This is a genomic window from Enterobacter sp. AN-K1 (assembly GCF_020971765.1).
In the GTDB taxonomy this organism is placed as follows: Bacteria; Pseudomonadota; Gammaproteobacteria; order Enterobacterales; family Enterobacteriaceae; genus Enterobacter; species Enterobacter hormaechei_C.
Window position 1 is genome coordinate 303327 of record NZ_CP087390.1, and the last position, 16004, is coordinate 319330.

A 16004-nucleotide genomic window follows, 5' to 3' on the forward strand; every position below is an offset into this window, starting at 1 on the left:
GCTCTTTTCGCTGTTTTTGTTCTGAGCTGCCTCAGGCCGCGTTAACGACCTGAGGCAGAACGGGCAATCAGAAACCAAGACTGTCCAGCAGATCGTCCACCTGATCCTGGCTCGCCACCACGCCCGCTTTGCTGGTGTCAAGCTGTGGACCATTGAGCAGGCTTTCGTTCTCGCGTTTCGGACGGGCAGCCGGTTCCGGAATGTTCTCCAGCAGCACCATCAGCAGCTGACGTTCAATCTCCTGAATCACATCCATCATGCGCTTGATCACCTGGCCGGTGAGGTCCTGGAAATCCTGCGCCATCATGATGTCCAGCAGCTGGGCGTTAGTGAAGCTGGTGTGGCCCGGCACGTCACCCAGGTACTGACGGGTATCCGTTACCAGTTCGCGAGCATCCGCCAGCTCAATAGGGTTCTCAAACCACTCATCCCAGCGTTTGCTCAGCGCTTTCGCCCCCTTCTCCATCGCATCCTGGTGCGGCTGCGAGGCTTCAACGCTGTTCAGCGCACGCTCGGCCGCCTGCGCGGTCATCTGCACGACGTAGTCCAGACGGTCGCGCGCGTCAGGGATGGCTTCCGCCGCTTCGGCGATAGCCTGGTCCAGCCCCAGCTCACGCAGGCTGTCACGCAGCATGCGGGTCAGGCTACCAATGCGGGCAATAATGTCGCTCGGCGAATGTTCTTCAACGGGTTTCATAGCAGGTTGCAACATATCCATCACCTCACATGCCGAGTTTCTCGAAGATCTTCCCGAGCTTCTCTTCCAGAGTCGCCGCGGTGAATGGCTTCACCACGTAGCCGCTTGCGCCCGCCTGTGCAGCGGCAATAATGTTCTCTTTCTTCGCTTCTGCGGTCACCATCAGCACCGGCAGAGAGGCCATGCCCGCATCCGCGCGGATGGTTTTCAGCAGTTCGAGACCGTCCATGTTCGGCATGTTCCAGTCGGAAATCACAAAACCAAACCCGCCAGCCTGGAGTTTGTTCAGCGCATCCACCCCGTCTTCTGCTTCTTCAACATTGTTGAAGCCCAGCTCTTTCAGCAGGTTGCGCACAATGCGACGCATGGTGGAAAAGTCATCCACAACCAAAAACTTAAGTTCTTTATCCGCCATAAAATAATACTCCTGAGTCAAATACGTATTGCCTGTCCGGCACTGATTTTCGCCAGCATCTGCTGGCTTACCTGGCTAAGATCGACCACTTCGCTTACGCCACCCATATTGATGGCCTCGCGCGGCATGCCGAACACCACACAACTTGCTTCATTCTGCGCAATCGTCCAGGCGCCAGCCTGGTGCATCGCAAGCATTCCGGCGGCGCCGTCGTTGCCCATTCCCGTCAGGATCACCCCAACGGCGTTGCGCCCCGCATGTTTCGCCACCGAATGAAACAGCACATCCACCGACGGACGGTGCCGGTTAACCGGCGGCCCGTCATGAATTTTGATTTGATAGTTCGCCCCGCTGCGCGCCAGCTCCATGTGCTTGTCACCCGGGGCGATATAGGCGTGACCCGGCAGCACGCGCTCGCCGTCTTCCGCCTCTTTCACGCTGATCTGACACAGCTTATTCAGGCGCTCCGCGAACGAACGGGTAAACCCTGGCGGCATATGTTGCGTAATCAGAATACCCGGGCTTGAGAGCGGCAATGGCTGGAGTACATGGCGAATTGCCTCTGTTCCTCCGGTTGACGCCCCAATGACCAGCAACTTTTCCGAGCTGAGTAACGGCCCTGCCTTCAGGGTTGCCGGAGCTGCCATCGGCTTGTGGGCCGCGAGTTTTGCGCGCGACGCGGTACGGATTTTCTCGGCGATCATCTCGCTGTACGCCAGCATCCCCTCGCGAATGCCGAGCTGCGGCTTGGTGACAAAATCCACCGCCCCCAGCTCCAGCGCGCGCAGGGTGATTTCTGAACCTTTACCGGTCAGAGATGACACCATCACCACCGGCATCGGGCGCAGGCGCATTAATTTTTCCAGGAAATCGATGCCATCCATGCGCGGCATTTCAACATCCAGCGTCAGCACGTCGGGGTTATATTTTTTGATTAAATCCCGCGCGACCAGCGGATCGGGTGCTGTCGCCACCATCTCCATATCGCTGTGGCTATTGATGATTTCGGTCATGATCTGACGCATCAGCGCCGAATCATCGACAGACAATACCCTGATTTTACTCATGCTTTTTCCTTACTCAGCGCATATACCGTTTGCCCACGCAGGCTAAACTCACGCACGAGGTTGCTGAAGTTTTCCGAGTGCCCGGCAAACAGTAAACCGTCAGGCTTGAGCAACGGAACAAAGCGACGCAGGATGTCCTGTTGCGTCGTTTTATCAAAATAGATCATCACGTTACGGCAAAAAATGGCGTCGAATGGCCCCGGCACGTTGTACTGCTTATCCAGTAAATTAACGGGAGCAAATTCCACGCAGTTCGCCAGCTCCTGGCGTACGCGCACCAGTCCTTCATGCGGGCCGGTACCGCGCATGAAGTAACGCTGTAGCTGCTGAGGAGACAGCGTTTTAAGCTCATCCTGGCGATAAACGCCGTTACGGGCTTTTTCCAGCACTTCGGTATCGATGTCGCTGGCGTACACTTTCCAGCGGCCCGGCGCCATGCCCAGGGTGTCCGCCAGGGTGATGGCCAGCGAGTACGGTTCTTCCCCGGTAGAGGCCGCCGCGCTCCAGACGCGATACTCTCCGCTACGGCGACGGGCGTGTTCCGCCAGCACCGGGAAGTGATGCGCCTCGCGGAAAAACGCGGTCAGGTTGGTGGTTAATGAGTTGATAAATGCCTGCCATTCGGCGCTGTTCTGGTTCGCTTCGAGCATGCTCAGATAGCGGCCAAAATCATCCAGCCCCAGCGTACGCAAGCGCCGCACCAGCCGGTTGTAGACCATGTCTCGCTTATGGTCCGCAAGCACGATCCCCGCACGCTGGTAGATTAACTGACATATCCGACGAAAATGCGCGTCGGACAGCGCGAGGCGCTGTGTCATCTGCAACAATAATGACGTTTGCCCTGAGGGCATGGGTGATGTCATAGCGCCTTCTTAATCACATTCAGGATACAACGGGCACGGCCTGTGACCGTCCGACTTCTGTTACTGCTTCAACGTGCTCTTTCACATTAAATACGGCGACCAACCCGGTAAGGTGATCCGCCTGGTTTGCCAGCTGATCGGTAGCCGCCGCCGCCTCTTCCACCAGTGAGGCGTTCTGCTGCGTAACCTGATCCATCTGTGTAACGGCCTGCGCCACCTGCTCAATACCACGGCGTTGTTCATCAGACGCCGAGGCAATCTCGCCCATAATGTCGTTAACCCGCGTCACGGAGGTGACAATCTCGTGCATGGTCTGCGCGGCGGTATCCACCAGCGCGGAGCCCTGCTGAACGCGGGAGACCGACTCTTCTATCAGCCCTTTGATCTCTTTCGCCGCATTGGCGCTGCGGCTGGCGAGGTTTCGGACTTCACCGGCAACCACCGCGAACCCGCGCCCCTGCTCCCCGGCACGCGCCGCTTCAACGGCCGCGTTCAGCGCCAGAATATTGGTCTGGAACGCGATACCGTCGATGACGCTGATAATGTCGCCAATTTTCTGCGAGCTGGCGGCAATCTCCTGCATCGTGCTGGCGACGTGAGAGGCCTGATCGCCCCCACGTTTCGCCGTCATCGCCGCCTGTTTTGACAAGTCGGACGCCTGACGCGCGTTATCGGCGTTCTGGCTTACCGTCGCGGTCAGCTGCTCCATGCTGGCCGCCGTCTGCGCCAGCGATGCCGCCTGCTGTTCGGTGCGGGATGAGAGGTCGTTATTGCCTGCCGCAATCTCGGAGATCCCGGTATGCATGGCGTAACTGCCCTGGCGAACGTTGCTTACCGTTTCCCGCAGCGACCCCTGCATCGCCTTCAGGCTGGCGAAAATCGCTGATATTTCATTCCTGCCATACACGGCCACCGGACGCGCCAGATCGCCCTTCGCCATACTGTCGAAGTGGCTGCTGACGATGGCCAGCGGCTGGACGATCATTTTGCGCGACCACCACAGCGAGCCGCCGGTCAGCAGGGCGGCCAGGATCACCATGGTCAGGAAAATCGCCCCTGACATGCGGTAGCTGGTACGGCTGTCCGCACCGGCACGCGCCACAAACTGGTTAATATCCTGCTGCCAGGCGTTAAAGCTGCCGTCGAACGCCGCCTGAGACGCCTGCACCGGCGCGGTCAGGAAGTCAGAAAGCTGGTTGTTCTCCAGCCACGTCGCCTGATGGTCGAGATCGCCGTACCACACATCAAAGGTCTTTTTCATGGAGACTTTCAGCGCTTTCTCTTTCTCACTGACCGCCTCCTGCGCCGTAAAGGCCTTAAACTGCGCGTCGGCCTGCTTCAGGCTGCTGCGGGCCACGACCATCAGCGCCTTAATATCCTCCGGCGGATAGCTCAGCGCGGTTAACGTCCCTGCTTTGTTCAGCGCAGTGCTTGCCTGCAACAGCACGGCACGCGTTTGTGCCAGTGCGGAGCGCTGCTGATTACTCGTCTCAACTTCCTGCAAATTCTGATAGCCATCGCGAAACGCCCAGAAAGACAACCCGTTACTGCCAACCTGCAAAACCCCACACAGGATCAGAATCAAAAACAGTGTGGTCGAGATACGAATACGATTTAACATCCACGCTCCCATCAAGCGGCAAGCAGCCGCGGTTTAATTGTCAGTCAAAATGTTTCCCAGTTTTCATCTTGTCCGGTCACCGCTGCGCGCGTACGTGTTGTCACGGGCGCCGGGGTTGCTTCGCTGTACGCCGACCGCGAGCTGACCGTATTTGTCGTTTTTGAAGTAAGACGGAACGCCGAGACGGCCATTTTCAGGCGGCTCGCCTGGTCCTCCAGCGCAGCGGCCGCGGCAGCGGACTCCTGCACCAGGGCGGCGTTTTGCTGCGTCACACGATCCATTTCCGATACCGCCAGGGCGACCTGGTCAATACCACGACTCTGCTCATCCGATGCAGAGGCGATTTCACCCATGATGTCCGTCACGCGCGTCACGGCATTCACGATGTCATTCATGGTTTCACCCGCACTTTCCACCAGCACCGAGCCGGTATCCACGCGTGAAACAGAGTCTTCAATCAGGGCTTTGATCTCTTTCGCCGCATTGGCGCTGCGGCTGGCGAGGTTACGCACTTCGCCGGCGACCACGGCAAACCCGCGCCCCTGCTCGCCCGCACGCGCCGCTTCAACGGCCGCGTTGAGCGCCAGGATATTGGTCTGGAAGGCGATACCGTCGATTACGCTGATGATGTCGGCAATTTTCTTCGAGCTGTCGGCAATGTCATGCATGGTTTTCACCACGCCGTCGACCACCCGACCGCCGCGCTGGGCGGTGTCGGACGCGCTTTCTGCAAGCTGCGACGCCTGGCGGGCATTGTCGGCATTCTGCTTCACGGTCGCGGTGAGCTGCTCCATGCTGGCCGCCGTCTCTTCCAGTGCGGATGCCTGCTGTTCGGTACGGGACGAGAGATCGTTGTTGCCCATCGCGATTTCACTCGTGCCGGTATAGATGGCATCCGCCCCCTCGCGCACGTTGGCGACGGTATCAATCAGCGAACGCTGCATATGGTCGACGCTGGTTGCCAGCTCGGTGATCTCATTGCGGCCAGAAACGGTCAGCGTTTTCGTGAGATCGCCCCGGCCAATATCACGGATATGGGCAATGACGCGGCCAAGCGGGTTAAGCAGGATATGACGAATGCCGTACCACACGGCCACCAGCACGATGACCAGCGCGAGGGCGAGAACCGCCATCTGCCATTTCGCGAAACGGTAGTCGTTCTGGCTTTGCGTGAACGCGGAGTGATAAAGCTCGCCGCTGGCTTTGGCGTACTCGCCGAGCGCCGCGCCGAGGGCGTTCTGCATTCCCTGGGTCGGCTGCGCGAAATAGGCGTCCATATTGCCCTTTTCCAGGAACTGCACCAGCTCCGTGAGGCCGGCGAAGTAGGCCTGATATTTTTCATCTATGTTCGCGCTCGCCTGCGCCATTGCTGGCTGAGGGGCGATTTTTTTGAAGGCGTCGTAATGTTTCGCCGCGTCTGCCAGCGTGGCGCGCGCATTCTTCAGCAGTTCCGTTTTTGCGCTGCTCTGCTGGTTATTTGGGTCCATCATCATGCGGGCAGACGAGCGGCTCAGGTTGATACGCGTCTGCAACATCAGATCCCAGGTCGTGGTCAGTTCGCTTTGCTGCATTCGCAAATCGTTCGAGGCCGCGAAGCTGTCCTGGTTCTGTTTTAACGACGAGAAAAAGAGGCCGCCAGAAGTAAGCTGAAGAAGTGCGAAAATGACCAGCACCATCATAAGCATTGTGACAACGCGGATACGGTTCAACATACAACACCTTCTCATAGATTTATTAACGGTGTTATCGGCACAGGCCACAGGAACTTTACATTTGCGAAAGGGAAAAGCGCGGGAGTCAGAATGCGACGTCGACAATCAGCGTGTCGGTGTAGGTTCCGGCAGGCGGCGTGGCCTGGCTGGTCAGAACTTTGGCGGTGTAGTTGTAGGTACGTAAAAGCCCGTCCGTACTGACCTGCGATGAGCTGGCGCTGGCCCAGCGCTCGCTGCCGCTGCTACCCCAGCGGTTGCTGGTCGCCTCTTTGTAGATGTCGTAACTCATGAAGTTGCTGCCGCTGACCATACGACGCACGTTGTTCAGGGCATTTGCCCCATTATTAATGCCTATGGTGTAGGTGCTGCCTTTGGTGCAGGTGACGGCAACCGACTGTGAAACGGTGGGAAAATTTTGCACCAGCGGCGCGCTGTTAAAATTCACGTCCGGCGTGGTCATGGTGCTGCAATCGTTGGTGACGGTCATGTTGAGGAGGATCGAGGTGGTTGCCGTGCCGGTTTGCGGGGTCAGGCACGCTCCGACCGCGCCAACGGCGCACACGTTGTAGTTAATGCTGAACGTTAACAACACCTGATACGGCCCGGCGGTGACGTTCTGCCCCATTACGGTCCGGAAATAAAGGGGAATGTTGTAGCGCCTTGAACCCAGCAGCCCGAGCAGCGTGTTTCCGCTCCAGGTATAGGCTTTGCTGATTTGTATTTCACTGTTTCCGCCGCAGCCGGACGCCCCGCACAGCCGCGCAGGGATGACATCGGTAATAGCCGCGTTGTCCGTACGCTTCATGGTCGCCCGGCTATTCGCGAAGACGGATGCCGAGGTGTAATTCAGCGTCACCGAGTCGTTAGTTAACAGGTTGAGAACGGTATCGCAGGTCACCACCAGCGTGCCCGTCGTTTCCACTTCCCCGGTGCCGCTGAGTGCGAACGAGGTGACGCTGCCAAACGAGGCATTCACCGTACTGACGGTACAGGCCGCCCAACTGCCGCCGGAGCACAGCAGCAGGAGCGCGATTAACAGGCGTCTCACGGCGCCTCCCGACAGGTCAGCGGACCGTAAGTTTGCAGTTTATGCTCAGGGTTTGCGCCAACGGTCAGCGTTGCCGTACAGCGTTTACCCTCCGGGGTGATGACCTCGAGCGGATTCACGTCGTTGAGGTTTTCCAGCCAGGCGAGGCCGTCGTAGCCGACAACCGCGCTGCTGCGGGACGCGCGTCTGACCTGGCTTCCTACCGGGATCGCATTGCCCTGCGCATCGTGCAGGATCACGCTGGCAACCCGCTCCTGCTCCATCGGGAAATCCACCAGATAACCGTTATGCCGACGAATCGCCACCCGACGCTCGGTCTCTTTCAGCCGGGTATCCGCAGGTAAGTTCAGGGTATCAATGCGGTAACTTGCCGGGTAATAGGCGGAAACGCCGCTCACCAGCAGATAGCCTTTGTTATTGGTTTTTCCGACCGGCTGGTTTTCGTAGCTGACGGGAACATCCGGATGTCCGTCGGTGCTGATCACCACAAACGCATCGTTGATTTTGTTCGCCGCAAACAGCTCACCGTCCATCAGCACGACAGAGCCCATCGCCTCGCCCCACCAGGTCATCATGCCCTTCTCACCGTAGCCGCCGCCCTGTAGCTCCACGTTGTTATTCCGCCAGCCGAGCGTGGCCTGCTGATAGTTACTCGACTGCGACTGGTTGGCCCAGGCCATGTTCCAGCTAAAGCCGCCGTCTGAAGGCATCGAGTGGTTGTAGTTAATGCGTTGAGTGCTGCCTGCGTCAGGGGTATTTTCAAAGGTGACGGCGGCGCTGTCACGTTCGCCGAGGGGAACCTGCAACGACAGCGCAACCGTCCAGTCGCCCCGCTGCTGGTCACGGCTGGCAGCCAGATAAATACTGCTTGAGCCCCACAGATTACGGCTCCAGGAGAGGTTGAGCAGCTCAGTTTTCTGGCTGTCAAAACTCTCAACGCCGATCCACGCCGCGCCGATATTGCCGTATCCGCCGAGGTTAAAGGTTAAGGAATACTGGTCGGTATTGCGGCTCAGGCTGGCAACGGGGTTATCATTTTCATCATAAACGGTGGGCTGATCGTACAGGGCGAGATTGCCAAAACCACGATCACGTCGGGTATGCTGGGTCGCTACGCTAAACTCGCTGGTGTTGTATTGATAGCCCCAGTTTATCTGGCCGCCGCTATCGCCGCGCATGCGGCTTTGGGTCCACGAGGTATTTACCACGCCAAAACGCCCGAGCTTCAGTACTGTGCCCGCGCCGCCAAGCGCCAGCGACTCCGCCCCTTCCGCATGCCCCTCCAGCGTCAGCCAGTCGGTCACCCCGTAGCGGTACGATCCGCTGCCCGCCGCCGGGCCATAGTCAAAATTCTCAATACCGTAGTTACGCCGCAGGCTGCCCAGCGTCACGGCGCCGTCGCTTAACCCCTGCTTAAGCAGATCGCTGCTGACATAAAACGGCAGCGTGGTACTCACCTGACGACCCAGCGCATCAGTGGTAACCAGTACTGCATCGCCAGCACCGTTGATATACGGCAGATTGGTGAGGGTAAACGGCCCCGGCTGAAGGCGGGTGGAGCCGGAACGGTAGCCGTTAATAAAGAGATCGACCGAGGTCGGGACAGCCGCCTCGCCGGAAAACGCCGGCAGCGGCCAGGTCACCAGATCCGGACGCAGGGAGAAGTCGCGCCCGTAGCTGATCCCGCCCATGCGCACGCTGGTGCTCCAGCTCAGCGCATCGCTGATGACGTCCCCGGCGGACCAGGTGGTGGCATCCTCTTCGTTGGTGATCAGTAACGTAGAGTCATAACGCACGTACCCTTCCTGCTGTCCGCTGTTACCGGTGAAATTCTGCCGGGCGTAACCCGTCGATGAAAATGAATAATCCTCATTGAAATAGCGGAACTCGTGCCAGACCGACGCCTGGCCGCCCGTGTGTTCGGAATGGTTGGTATAAACGTCGTAATTGAGCAGCGCGCCGCGGCCATAGTGCGGTTTGCTTTGCGTGCTCTGTTCGCTGAACGGCGTGATCCGCGCCGCGACCCAGTCCCGGGGGACCGTCAGCAACAGGCGCTGGGCCGTACTGTCGTACTCTGCGCGTACCGACGTAAGCGTCGAGAGATTCACCTCTCCGGCTGGCACATGCGCGGGCGGCAGCCCGGCGCGGAGCAAATCCGCGCCCGAAATAAACCAGGCGCCCTCACGCTGCGTCACCGGCACCACCAGACCCGTGTCATAGTGGTTCAGCACCAGGGCGAGCTGGAATACTGCTTCGCCGTTTATCGTCCGTGCATCCGGCGGCGGCGGTAAACTGTCGTCGCCGGTTTCGGCAAAGGCGCTGGTACTGACGCAAAGCAGGATCATCATCGCCGGTTTCAGTTGACGGGCGTCGATTGCCATTGCGTATCCCTGGCATTAATTTGCGCGCTCATCCGGTTCGGCTGATAAATCCCAGCCGGAAGCGGCCAGCTTCGGGTGCTGCCTGGCAGCACATAACCCAGCAGCCCCTCGGCAACCGTGCGTTTTTGCCCGCCCTGCTCAACCGCAACCTGGCTGAGCCGGACGTGCACATCCCCCTGATTACGGACCTGAAGCGCGGGTTTCCCCCCTTCCTGAACGACCCGCCAGCTCAGCTGTTGAGTATTCGCCAACGCGTGGTGCGCCCCTTCGTTGAGGGTGGGGATCCCCTGCCCATAAACAAATAAGGGAATGGAATAGCGCATTTGCAGTTTGAGGCCCATGGACGGTTCCGCTTTGGCATCCGGCTGGGGAATTTCATCCACAATAATGCGGTAGGCCTGCTCAACCCCCGACGGGATTGTCCCCTGCTTGATCAGGCGAATAAGCTGTTTACTGCCTTTGGCGATGGTCACGATCGGCGGGCTGGCAACCACATCCTGCTGGGCGGTGTAACGCTCATATCCTCCCTCCTGCTTCCAGCGCACAATACGCACCTGCATTGTCGTGGCGCTGTTGCCCTGATTCTGGATCCACAATTCAGTTGCTCTGGCCTCTGCCGAAAGCCACGGATCGATGGGCCACAAAAGAATGGTTGCCGCTGCCTGCGCCTGGCCCGCTGCCAGAGCCGTTGCCCCCAACAGACCCACCAGGCCTGATCGCCTGAAAAATGGCTTCATCGATGTTCTCCCTTTCCTACCATGACAAGGTCACGGTGAGTTGATCTGAATATGTTCCCGGCAGGCTAAACCCCGTCAGGAGCGCGACGCCAAAAAGAGGCAGCGCGATGTTATTGCTGTTGGTATAGGTAATCGGTATGGCCTGGTTAACCCCAATTTCGCTGTTCGCCGCCAGAGAGCTGCTGCTGTAAAGCCGGTAACCAACAACTTCGGTCCCACCTGAACGCGTCATCCGTCGCACCGAGCTGTAATTCTGGCCGCCGTCAATGCTCATGCTCAGCGCCACGCCCGGCGTGCAGGCGATGGACAACGCACCGTCGGCGACAAAGCTGGTGCTGACCGGCGTGTTGTCCACGCCGTTACGGGTTCCAAAATCCAGCGTCCCAAAGCGCCCGCCCGTGCCGGTACTCACCGAGCACCCTGGTACTACCGTCGCGCTCACCCTGAAGGACTGGGAGGTCACCGCTCTGGCGTCGCAGTTCATCATCAGCCCGACGATCAGGGCCAAAAAAGGGTGCACGACGCCCTCTGCGCTTTCGCGCAGACATAAACACAATGCCTTCATGGCTGAATCAGTAGGTGACGCTGACGTTAATCGTGTCGGTATAGGTTCCCGGTACAACCGTTACGCTATTGCCACCGCCCGTTATGCGTCCGTAGAGGGTATAGCTGTCCACCCCGCCCGCCGTGGAGGCAACGGGCAACGCGGCGTTGTTAGCGATCACGTTGTTGTACCCGCTGTCGCTATAGAGGCTGTATGCCACGCCCTGTGCCGCATTGGCGGTGTTCACCAGATAGCGGGCGGGTGTGCCGGGGGTGCCGACAACGGTTCCGGGTGCGGTCGCGTTGGTGTTGCCGGTGATCGCCACCGTGTAACTGGCAGTGGTACATTGAATGGTAAAGGTGTTTCCGCCGCTGGCCCCGGTTAACTGGGTTGTCAGGGTGGAGAATGTCGCAGGATGGGTCCCGAAATCGAGTGTCCCGAAGTTAATGCCGTTTTGCGTTGGCGAGCCGTTGATCAAACAACCGTTCGTCAGCGTCAGCGTCGCCCCGATAGTACCGCTACTGGTGACTGCCAGCGCCTGACCGACAGTCGCCGCCGTCAGCAGTGTACCCGCGCAGATAAAAAGAAGTGTTCTTTTCATTTACCACCCTCCAGAAGAAATAATGGTCCGCTTACCCTATTTTATTCATACTGTTCAGTATGTTAGCCCCGCTTAAACATTCCCCGGCGCGGTTACTGAGAATTTAGTTTATGGTTCACGCTTCAACCACTTTCAACGAAGGTGAGACACCCGCCCTCCAATTAACAGACTATTAACAAACATTACAAAGAGTTAGCAAAATAAAACGGGCATTATTCTTGCTTAATTTGAGGATATATCGCCTGTAATGTGATCCACGTCACAATATATCGTCATAGTAAAAACAACGAATTTTATAAAAATTAAAAACAAGTTGTAACTCACGCAGCTTTACTTCAATTTATGCCCCGAATATTTTCCTGCGCTTAAATAAAAATTTTGTATGCATTGACGCAGGAAACTCTTTTAGCGCATAGAGGATCTTTTTGTGGCAAGTGCAAACAAACTCACGCTCTTCATCGTGATTTTCATGCTGGCGGGCATTCTTTCAGGTGCGGCAATCCATGAGTATGCTTCGCCCGACGCGATACAGGCCTGGTCGGAGAACATCACCCTGCTGACCGATATTTTCCTGCGGCTGATTAAGATGGTGATTGCCCCGCTGGTGTTCAGCACCCTGACGGTGGGCATTATGAAGCTGGGTGAAACGTCGACGATTGGGCGCGTCGGGGGTAAAGCGATGGTGTGGTTTATCAGCTCATCCGTGCTTTCCATTCTGGTGGGGCTGTTTATTGTTACCCTTGAACAACCCGGCAGCGGTCTGAACCTGAGCATTCCGACAGAGACGGTTGATACCGGCCTGGCCGTTAGCGGGATGTCGCTGAAAGCCTTCCTGTCACACACTATTCCAACCAGCATTGCCGGCGCGATGGCGAACAATGAGATCCTGCAAATTGTGGTCTTCTCGATGTTCTTCGGCATCGGCGGCGCGTCATTAGGTCAAAAATTCAACGCCCCGCTGGTGGCGGCGCTGGATGTGGTCTCCCACATTATGCTGAAAGTGACGGGCTATGTGATGTACGTTGCGCCGCTGGCCATTTTTGCCGCGATTTCGTCCGTGATTGCCACTCAGGGTCTGGGCATTTTGCTGAACTATGCCTCGTTCATTGGCGGTTACTATGTGGCGATCCTTCTGACCTGTCTGGTATTGCTGGCGGTAGGTTACATGGTACTGAAAAAAGAGATTTTCCGTCTGGTGGCGATGCTGAAAGATCCGGTGCTGGTCGCGTTTACCACCAGCAGCTCAGAAGCGGCATACCCGAAAACGCTGGAGCAGTTAGCGCGCTTCGGCTGTTCACGTAATATCGCCTCTTTCGTCCTGCCGATCGGCTACTCGTTTAATCTGGTCGGCTCCATGGTGTACTGCTCGTTCGCCTCGATGTTTATCGCCCAGGCATACAACATTCACCTGAGTTTCACCGAGGTGACGGTGCTAATGTTAACGTTGATGCTGGCCTCGAAAGGGATTGCGGGCGTACCGCGCTCGTCGCTGGTGGTGCTGGCGGCAACTATTCCGAGCTTTAACATTCCGGTGGCCGGGATCCTGCTGCTGATGGGGATTGACCATTTCCTGGATATGGGACGATCGGCCATTAACGTGCTGGGGAACGGGATTGCGACGGCGATGCTGTCGCAGAATGAAGGGGCGCGGGAAGCGGAATCAGCGCTGGTGGAGCAGGAGGCGTAAGGTTACAAAAGAGCCGGGTGGCGCTGACGCTTACCCGGCCTACGTGTTCGAGCCATTTGTAGGCCGGGTAAGGCGAAGCCGCCACCCGGCTTTGTTTTATGCTACATGATTCGCCGCGATATCCAGCAGCGCCATCTCTTCGCTGTTCAGCAGCTTCTCAATATTCACCAGAATCAGCATACGCTCGCCGAGCGCACCCAGCCCCGTCAGGTATTCCGTCGACAGCGTGACCGCAAACTCCGGCGCAGGACGGATTTGATCGGCGGTCAGCGACAGCACATCAGACACGCCATCCACCACGATCCCCACCACGCGCTGCCCCAGATTCAGGACGATCACCACCGTGTTATCGTTGTACTCCACATCGCCCTGGCTAAACTTCACGCGCAGGTCCACGATAGGCACAATCACACCGCGCAGGTTGGTCACACCCTTGATAAACGCTGGCGTGTTCGCAATGCGCGTTACCTGGTCGTAACCGCGAATTTCCTGCACTTTCAGGATGTCGATACCGTACTCTTCATCCCCTAAAGTGAAAACCAGGAATTCCTGTCCAGATGGCTCGCCCGCCAGTTTCGTTACGTTACTCATACCGGTCATGTTATTACCTTTTACTTAATCAGGCGGCTGTGTTCGCCACACGTTGTTCACGATTTAATCCCTGAAGTGCCGATACATCGACGATCAGCGCGACGCTACCATCACCCAGGATGGTGGCAGCAGAGATCCCCGGCACTTTGCGGTAGTTACTTTCCAGGTTCTTAACCACCACCTGATGCTGACCAATCAGCTGATCGACCAGCAGCGCGTAGCGGCGTCCGGCGCTTTGCAGGATCACAACGATACCCTGCGTGGCCTCGGTTTTTGCCCCGTCCACTTCAAACACTTTCCACAGTTCCACCAGCGGCAGGTACTCGCCGCGCACTTCGAGCACGCGCTCGCCGCCCGCCAGCGGATGCAGATCTTCTTCACGCGGCTGGAGGGACTCCATCACCGCGTTCAGCGGCAGAATAAAGACTTCGTCCGCCACTTTAACGGACATGCCGTCAAGAATGGCCAGCGTCAGCGGCAACAGGATACGAATCGTGGTGCCCGCGCCCTGCTTAGACTGGATCTCAACGTGACCGCCCATCTCCTGAATGTTACGTTTCACCACGTCCATGCCCACGCCGCGGCCGGAAACGTCGGTGACCTGCTCTGCGGTTGAGAAGCCCGGGGCAAAAATCAACATGCCCACTTCTTCGTCGGTCATATTTTCGTTGACCGCCATTCCCTGCGAAATCGCCTTCGCCAGAATGCGCTCGCGGTTCAGGCCCGCGCCGTCATCGGTCACTTCGATGCAGATGTTGCCGCCCTGATGTTCCGCTGACAGGATCAGGTTGCCCACGGGCGATTTTCCAGCTGCTACGCGGTTTTCCGGCAGCTCGATGCCGTGGTCGAGGCTGTTACGCACCAGGTGCGTTAACGGATCGATAATGCGTTCAATCAGGCTCTTGTCCAGCTCGGTGGAGCTGCCCATCAGCGTGAGTTCGATCTGTTTGTTGAGCTTGCCGGCCAGGTCGCGCACCAGGCGCGGGAAGCGGCTGAAGACATATTCCATCGGCATCATGCGGATGGACATCACCGATTCCTGCAAATCGCGGGCGTTACGTTGTAACTGGCCCATGCTGGTGATGAGATCGCCGTGGGTCACCGGGTCCAGCTCGTTGGAGCGCTGGGCCAGCATCGACTGGGTGATCACCAGTTCACCGACCAGGTTGATCAGCTGATCCACTTTCTCCACCGCCACGCGAATGCTCGTGGACTCGCTGGAACGCGCCGCCGGTTTTTCACCACGGGCCGGGGCAGCCGTCTCTTTTGGCACGGCTTTCAGGGCCGGGGCAGCGGCAACTACCGCAGGGGTATTCTCTGCCGGAGCTGGCGCTTCAACGGCCACCGCCTCGGTTTCAAACGCAATCTGATCCGCTTCAATGACGAAGCACAGCACCGCCACGATGTCATCCTGGCCGATCCCGCCGTCGAGCGTCGCGGCCAGGCTGTCTTTGCCCTTCACCACGTTGCTGAGCGTCGCCAGGTTCCCCAGCTCCTCTTCCAGCAGGTTGACCTCGTTCTCCTTCAGACGTGACAGTACCACGCGCAGTTTTCCTGCGGGCGCGTCAGGCGCCGTATCGGGTTCGGCCACGGCGTCAACAACGCTCAGTTTTGCCGCAGGGACAGCGGGCGCAGACGCCTCACCTTTGGCTTCCAGCGCTAACTGACGCAGCGCGTTGCAGATGTATTCAAAGCTGGCGGCATCAGGCTCTGCCGAACTTTTATAGGCGTCGAGCTGTTCCTGCATAATATCTTTCGTTTCCAAAAACAGGTTGATAATGTCGGTATTGAGCTGCATCTCACCGCGTCGTGCTTCATCCAGCAGGTTTTCCATTAAATGGGTGGTTTCCTGCAAAATGGTAAATCCAAACGTTCCGGCACCGCCTTTAATGGAATGCGCCGCACGGAAGATGGCATTGAGCTGTTCTGAGTCCGGTGCCTCGGGCACCAGATCCAGCAAATGTTGCTCCATATCGGCCAACAATTCGTCGGCTTCATCAAAAAATGTCTGGTAAAAATCGGTAATATCCATGCTCACGC

General features: G+C 57.8%; 14 protein-coding genes. 1 reads left to right on the top strand and 13 read right to left on the bottom strand.

From position 1 onward, the window contains the following. Positions 1-67: 67 nt before the first annotated feature. From cheZ to LOC22_RS01480, 11 genes are all read right to left on the bottom strand, one after another. Complete coding sequence (gene cheZ, locus LOC22_RS01430) at positions 68-712, bottom strand: protein phosphatase CheZ (RefSeq protein ID WP_003859718.1); 645 nt, start codon at positions 710-712, stop codon at positions 68-70. A gap of 10 nt (positions 713-722) precedes the next feature. Then, entirely contained in the window at positions 723-1112 is a 390-nt protein-coding gene (cheY, locus tag LOC22_RS01435) for a chemotaxis response regulator CheY (RefSeq protein ID WP_000763862.1), read from the bottom strand. 17 nt (positions 1113-1129) lie between these two features. After that, the gene (locus LOC22_RS01440) at positions 1130-2179 is read right to left on the bottom strand and encodes a protein-glutamate methylesterase/protein-glutamine glutaminase (RefSeq protein ID WP_014884341.1); all 1050 of its coding nucleotides are present in this window, start codon (positions 2177-2179) and stop codon (positions 1130-1132) included. Beyond that, entirely contained in the window at positions 2176-3042 is an 867-nt protein-coding gene (cheR, locus tag LOC22_RS01445; RefSeq protein ID WP_017384409.1) for a protein-glutamate O-methyltransferase CheR, read from the bottom strand. Before cheR ends, LOC22_RS01440 begins: the two co-directional genes overlap by 4 nt. A 19-nt stretch (positions 3043-3061) precedes the next feature. Beyond that, entirely contained in the window at positions 3062-4663 is a 1602-nt protein-coding gene (gene tap, locus LOC22_RS01450) for a methyl-accepting chemotaxis protein IV (protein WP_230239286.1), read from the bottom strand. 44 nt (positions 4664-4707) lie between these two features. Further along, a complete protein-coding gene (tar, locus tag LOC22_RS01455) occupies positions 4708-6375 on the bottom strand; it encodes a methyl-accepting chemotaxis protein II (RefSeq protein ID WP_017384411.1) in 1668 nt (555 codons plus the stop codon). 85 nt (positions 6376-6460) lie between these two features. Then, entirely contained in the window at positions 6461-7423 is a 963-nt protein-coding gene (locus tag LOC22_RS01460; RefSeq protein ID WP_017384412.1) for a spore coat protein U domain-containing protein, read from the bottom strand. Then, on the bottom strand, positions 7420-9804 hold the full coding sequence (locus LOC22_RS01465) for a fimbria/pilus outer membrane usher protein (RefSeq protein WP_230239287.1): 2385 nt from the start codon (positions 9802-9804) through the stop codon (positions 7420-7422). Before LOC22_RS01465 ends, LOC22_RS01460 begins: the two co-directional genes overlap by 4 nt. After that, positions 9780-10541 carry a molecular chaperone gene (locus LOC22_RS01470; protein ID WP_015570266.1) on the bottom strand — a complete coding sequence of 254 codons (762 nt, stop codon included), beginning with the start codon at positions 10539-10541 and terminating at the stop codon, positions 9780-9782. Before LOC22_RS01470 ends, LOC22_RS01465 begins: the two co-directional genes overlap by 25 nt. A gap of 16 nt (positions 10542-10557) precedes the next feature. Next, positions 10558-11106, bottom strand: a complete 549-nt coding sequence (locus tag LOC22_RS01475; protein ID WP_032669620.1) for a spore coat U domain-containing protein — start codon at positions 11104-11106, stop codon at positions 10558-10560. Positions 11107-11113: 7 nt separating this feature from the next. Next, complete coding sequence (locus tag LOC22_RS01480) at positions 11114-11686, bottom strand: spore coat U domain-containing protein (protein WP_017693232.1); 573 nt, start codon at positions 11684-11686, stop codon at positions 11114-11116. 427 nt (positions 11687-12113) lie between these two features. Here LOC22_RS01480 and LOC22_RS01485 point away from each other — a divergent pair, with 427 nt between their 5' ends. After that, complete coding sequence (locus LOC22_RS01485; RefSeq protein ID WP_017384415.1) at positions 12114-13373, top strand: dicarboxylate/amino acid:cation symporter; 1260 nt, start codon at positions 12114-12116, stop codon at positions 13371-13373. A 96-nt stretch (positions 13374-13469) separates the two neighbouring features. Here the strand turns inward: LOC22_RS01485 and cheW are convergent, their stop codons facing one another. Both cheW and cheA read right to left on the bottom strand, forming a co-directional pair. Further along, positions 13470-13973 carry a chemotaxis protein CheW gene (gene cheW, locus LOC22_RS01490; protein ID WP_003859699.1) on the bottom strand — a complete coding sequence of 168 codons (504 nt, stop codon included), beginning with the start codon at positions 13971-13973 and terminating at the stop codon, positions 13470-13472. Between the two features lie 19 nt (positions 13974-13992). Then, positions 13993-16002 carry a chemotaxis protein CheA gene (gene cheA, locus LOC22_RS01495; RefSeq protein WP_045348690.1) on the bottom strand — a complete coding sequence of 670 codons (2010 nt, stop codon included), beginning with the start codon at positions 16000-16002 and terminating at the stop codon, positions 13993-13995. Positions 16003-16004: the final 2 nt, after the last annotated feature.

Coding starts and splice junctions, on each gene's coding strand:
- cheZ (WP_003859718.1), bottom strand. CDS start 712: ATGTTGCAACCTGCTATGAAACCCGTTGAAGAACATTCGCCGAGCGAC.
- cheY (WP_000763862.1), bottom strand. CDS start 1,112: ATGGCGGATAAAGAACTTAAGTTTTTGGTTGTGGATGACTTTTCCACC.
- LOC22_RS01440 (WP_014884341.1), bottom strand. CDS start 2,179: ATGAGTAAAATCAGGGTATTGTCTGTCGATGATTCGGCGCTGATGCGT.
- cheR (WP_017384409.1), bottom strand. CDS start 3,042: ATGACATCACCCATGCCCTCAGGGCAAACGTCATTATTGTTGCAGATG.
- tap (WP_230239286.1), bottom strand. CDS start 4,663: ATGTTAAATCGTATTCGTATCTCGACCACACTGTTTTTGATTCTGATC.
- tar (WP_017384411.1), bottom strand. CDS start 6,375: ATGTTGAACCGTATCCGCGTTGTCACAATGCTTATGATGGTGCTGGTC.
- LOC22_RS01465 (WP_230239287.1), bottom strand. CDS start 9,804: ATGGCAATCGACGCCCGTCAACTGAAACCGGCGATGATGATCCTGCTT.
- LOC22_RS01470 (WP_015570266.1), bottom strand. CDS start 10,541: ATGAAGCCATTTTTCAGGCGATCAGGCCTGGTGGGTCTGTTGGGGGCA.
- LOC22_RS01475 (WP_032669620.1), bottom strand. CDS start 11,106: ATGAAGGCATTGTGTTTATGTCTGCGCGAAAGCGCAGAGGGCGTCGTG.
- LOC22_RS01480 (WP_017693232.1), bottom strand. CDS start 11,686: ATGAAAAGAACACTTCTTTTTATCTGCGCGGGTACACTGCTGACGGCG.
- cheW (WP_003859699.1), bottom strand. CDS start 13,973: ATGACCGGTATGAGTAACGTAACGAAACTGGCGGGCGAGCCATCTGGA.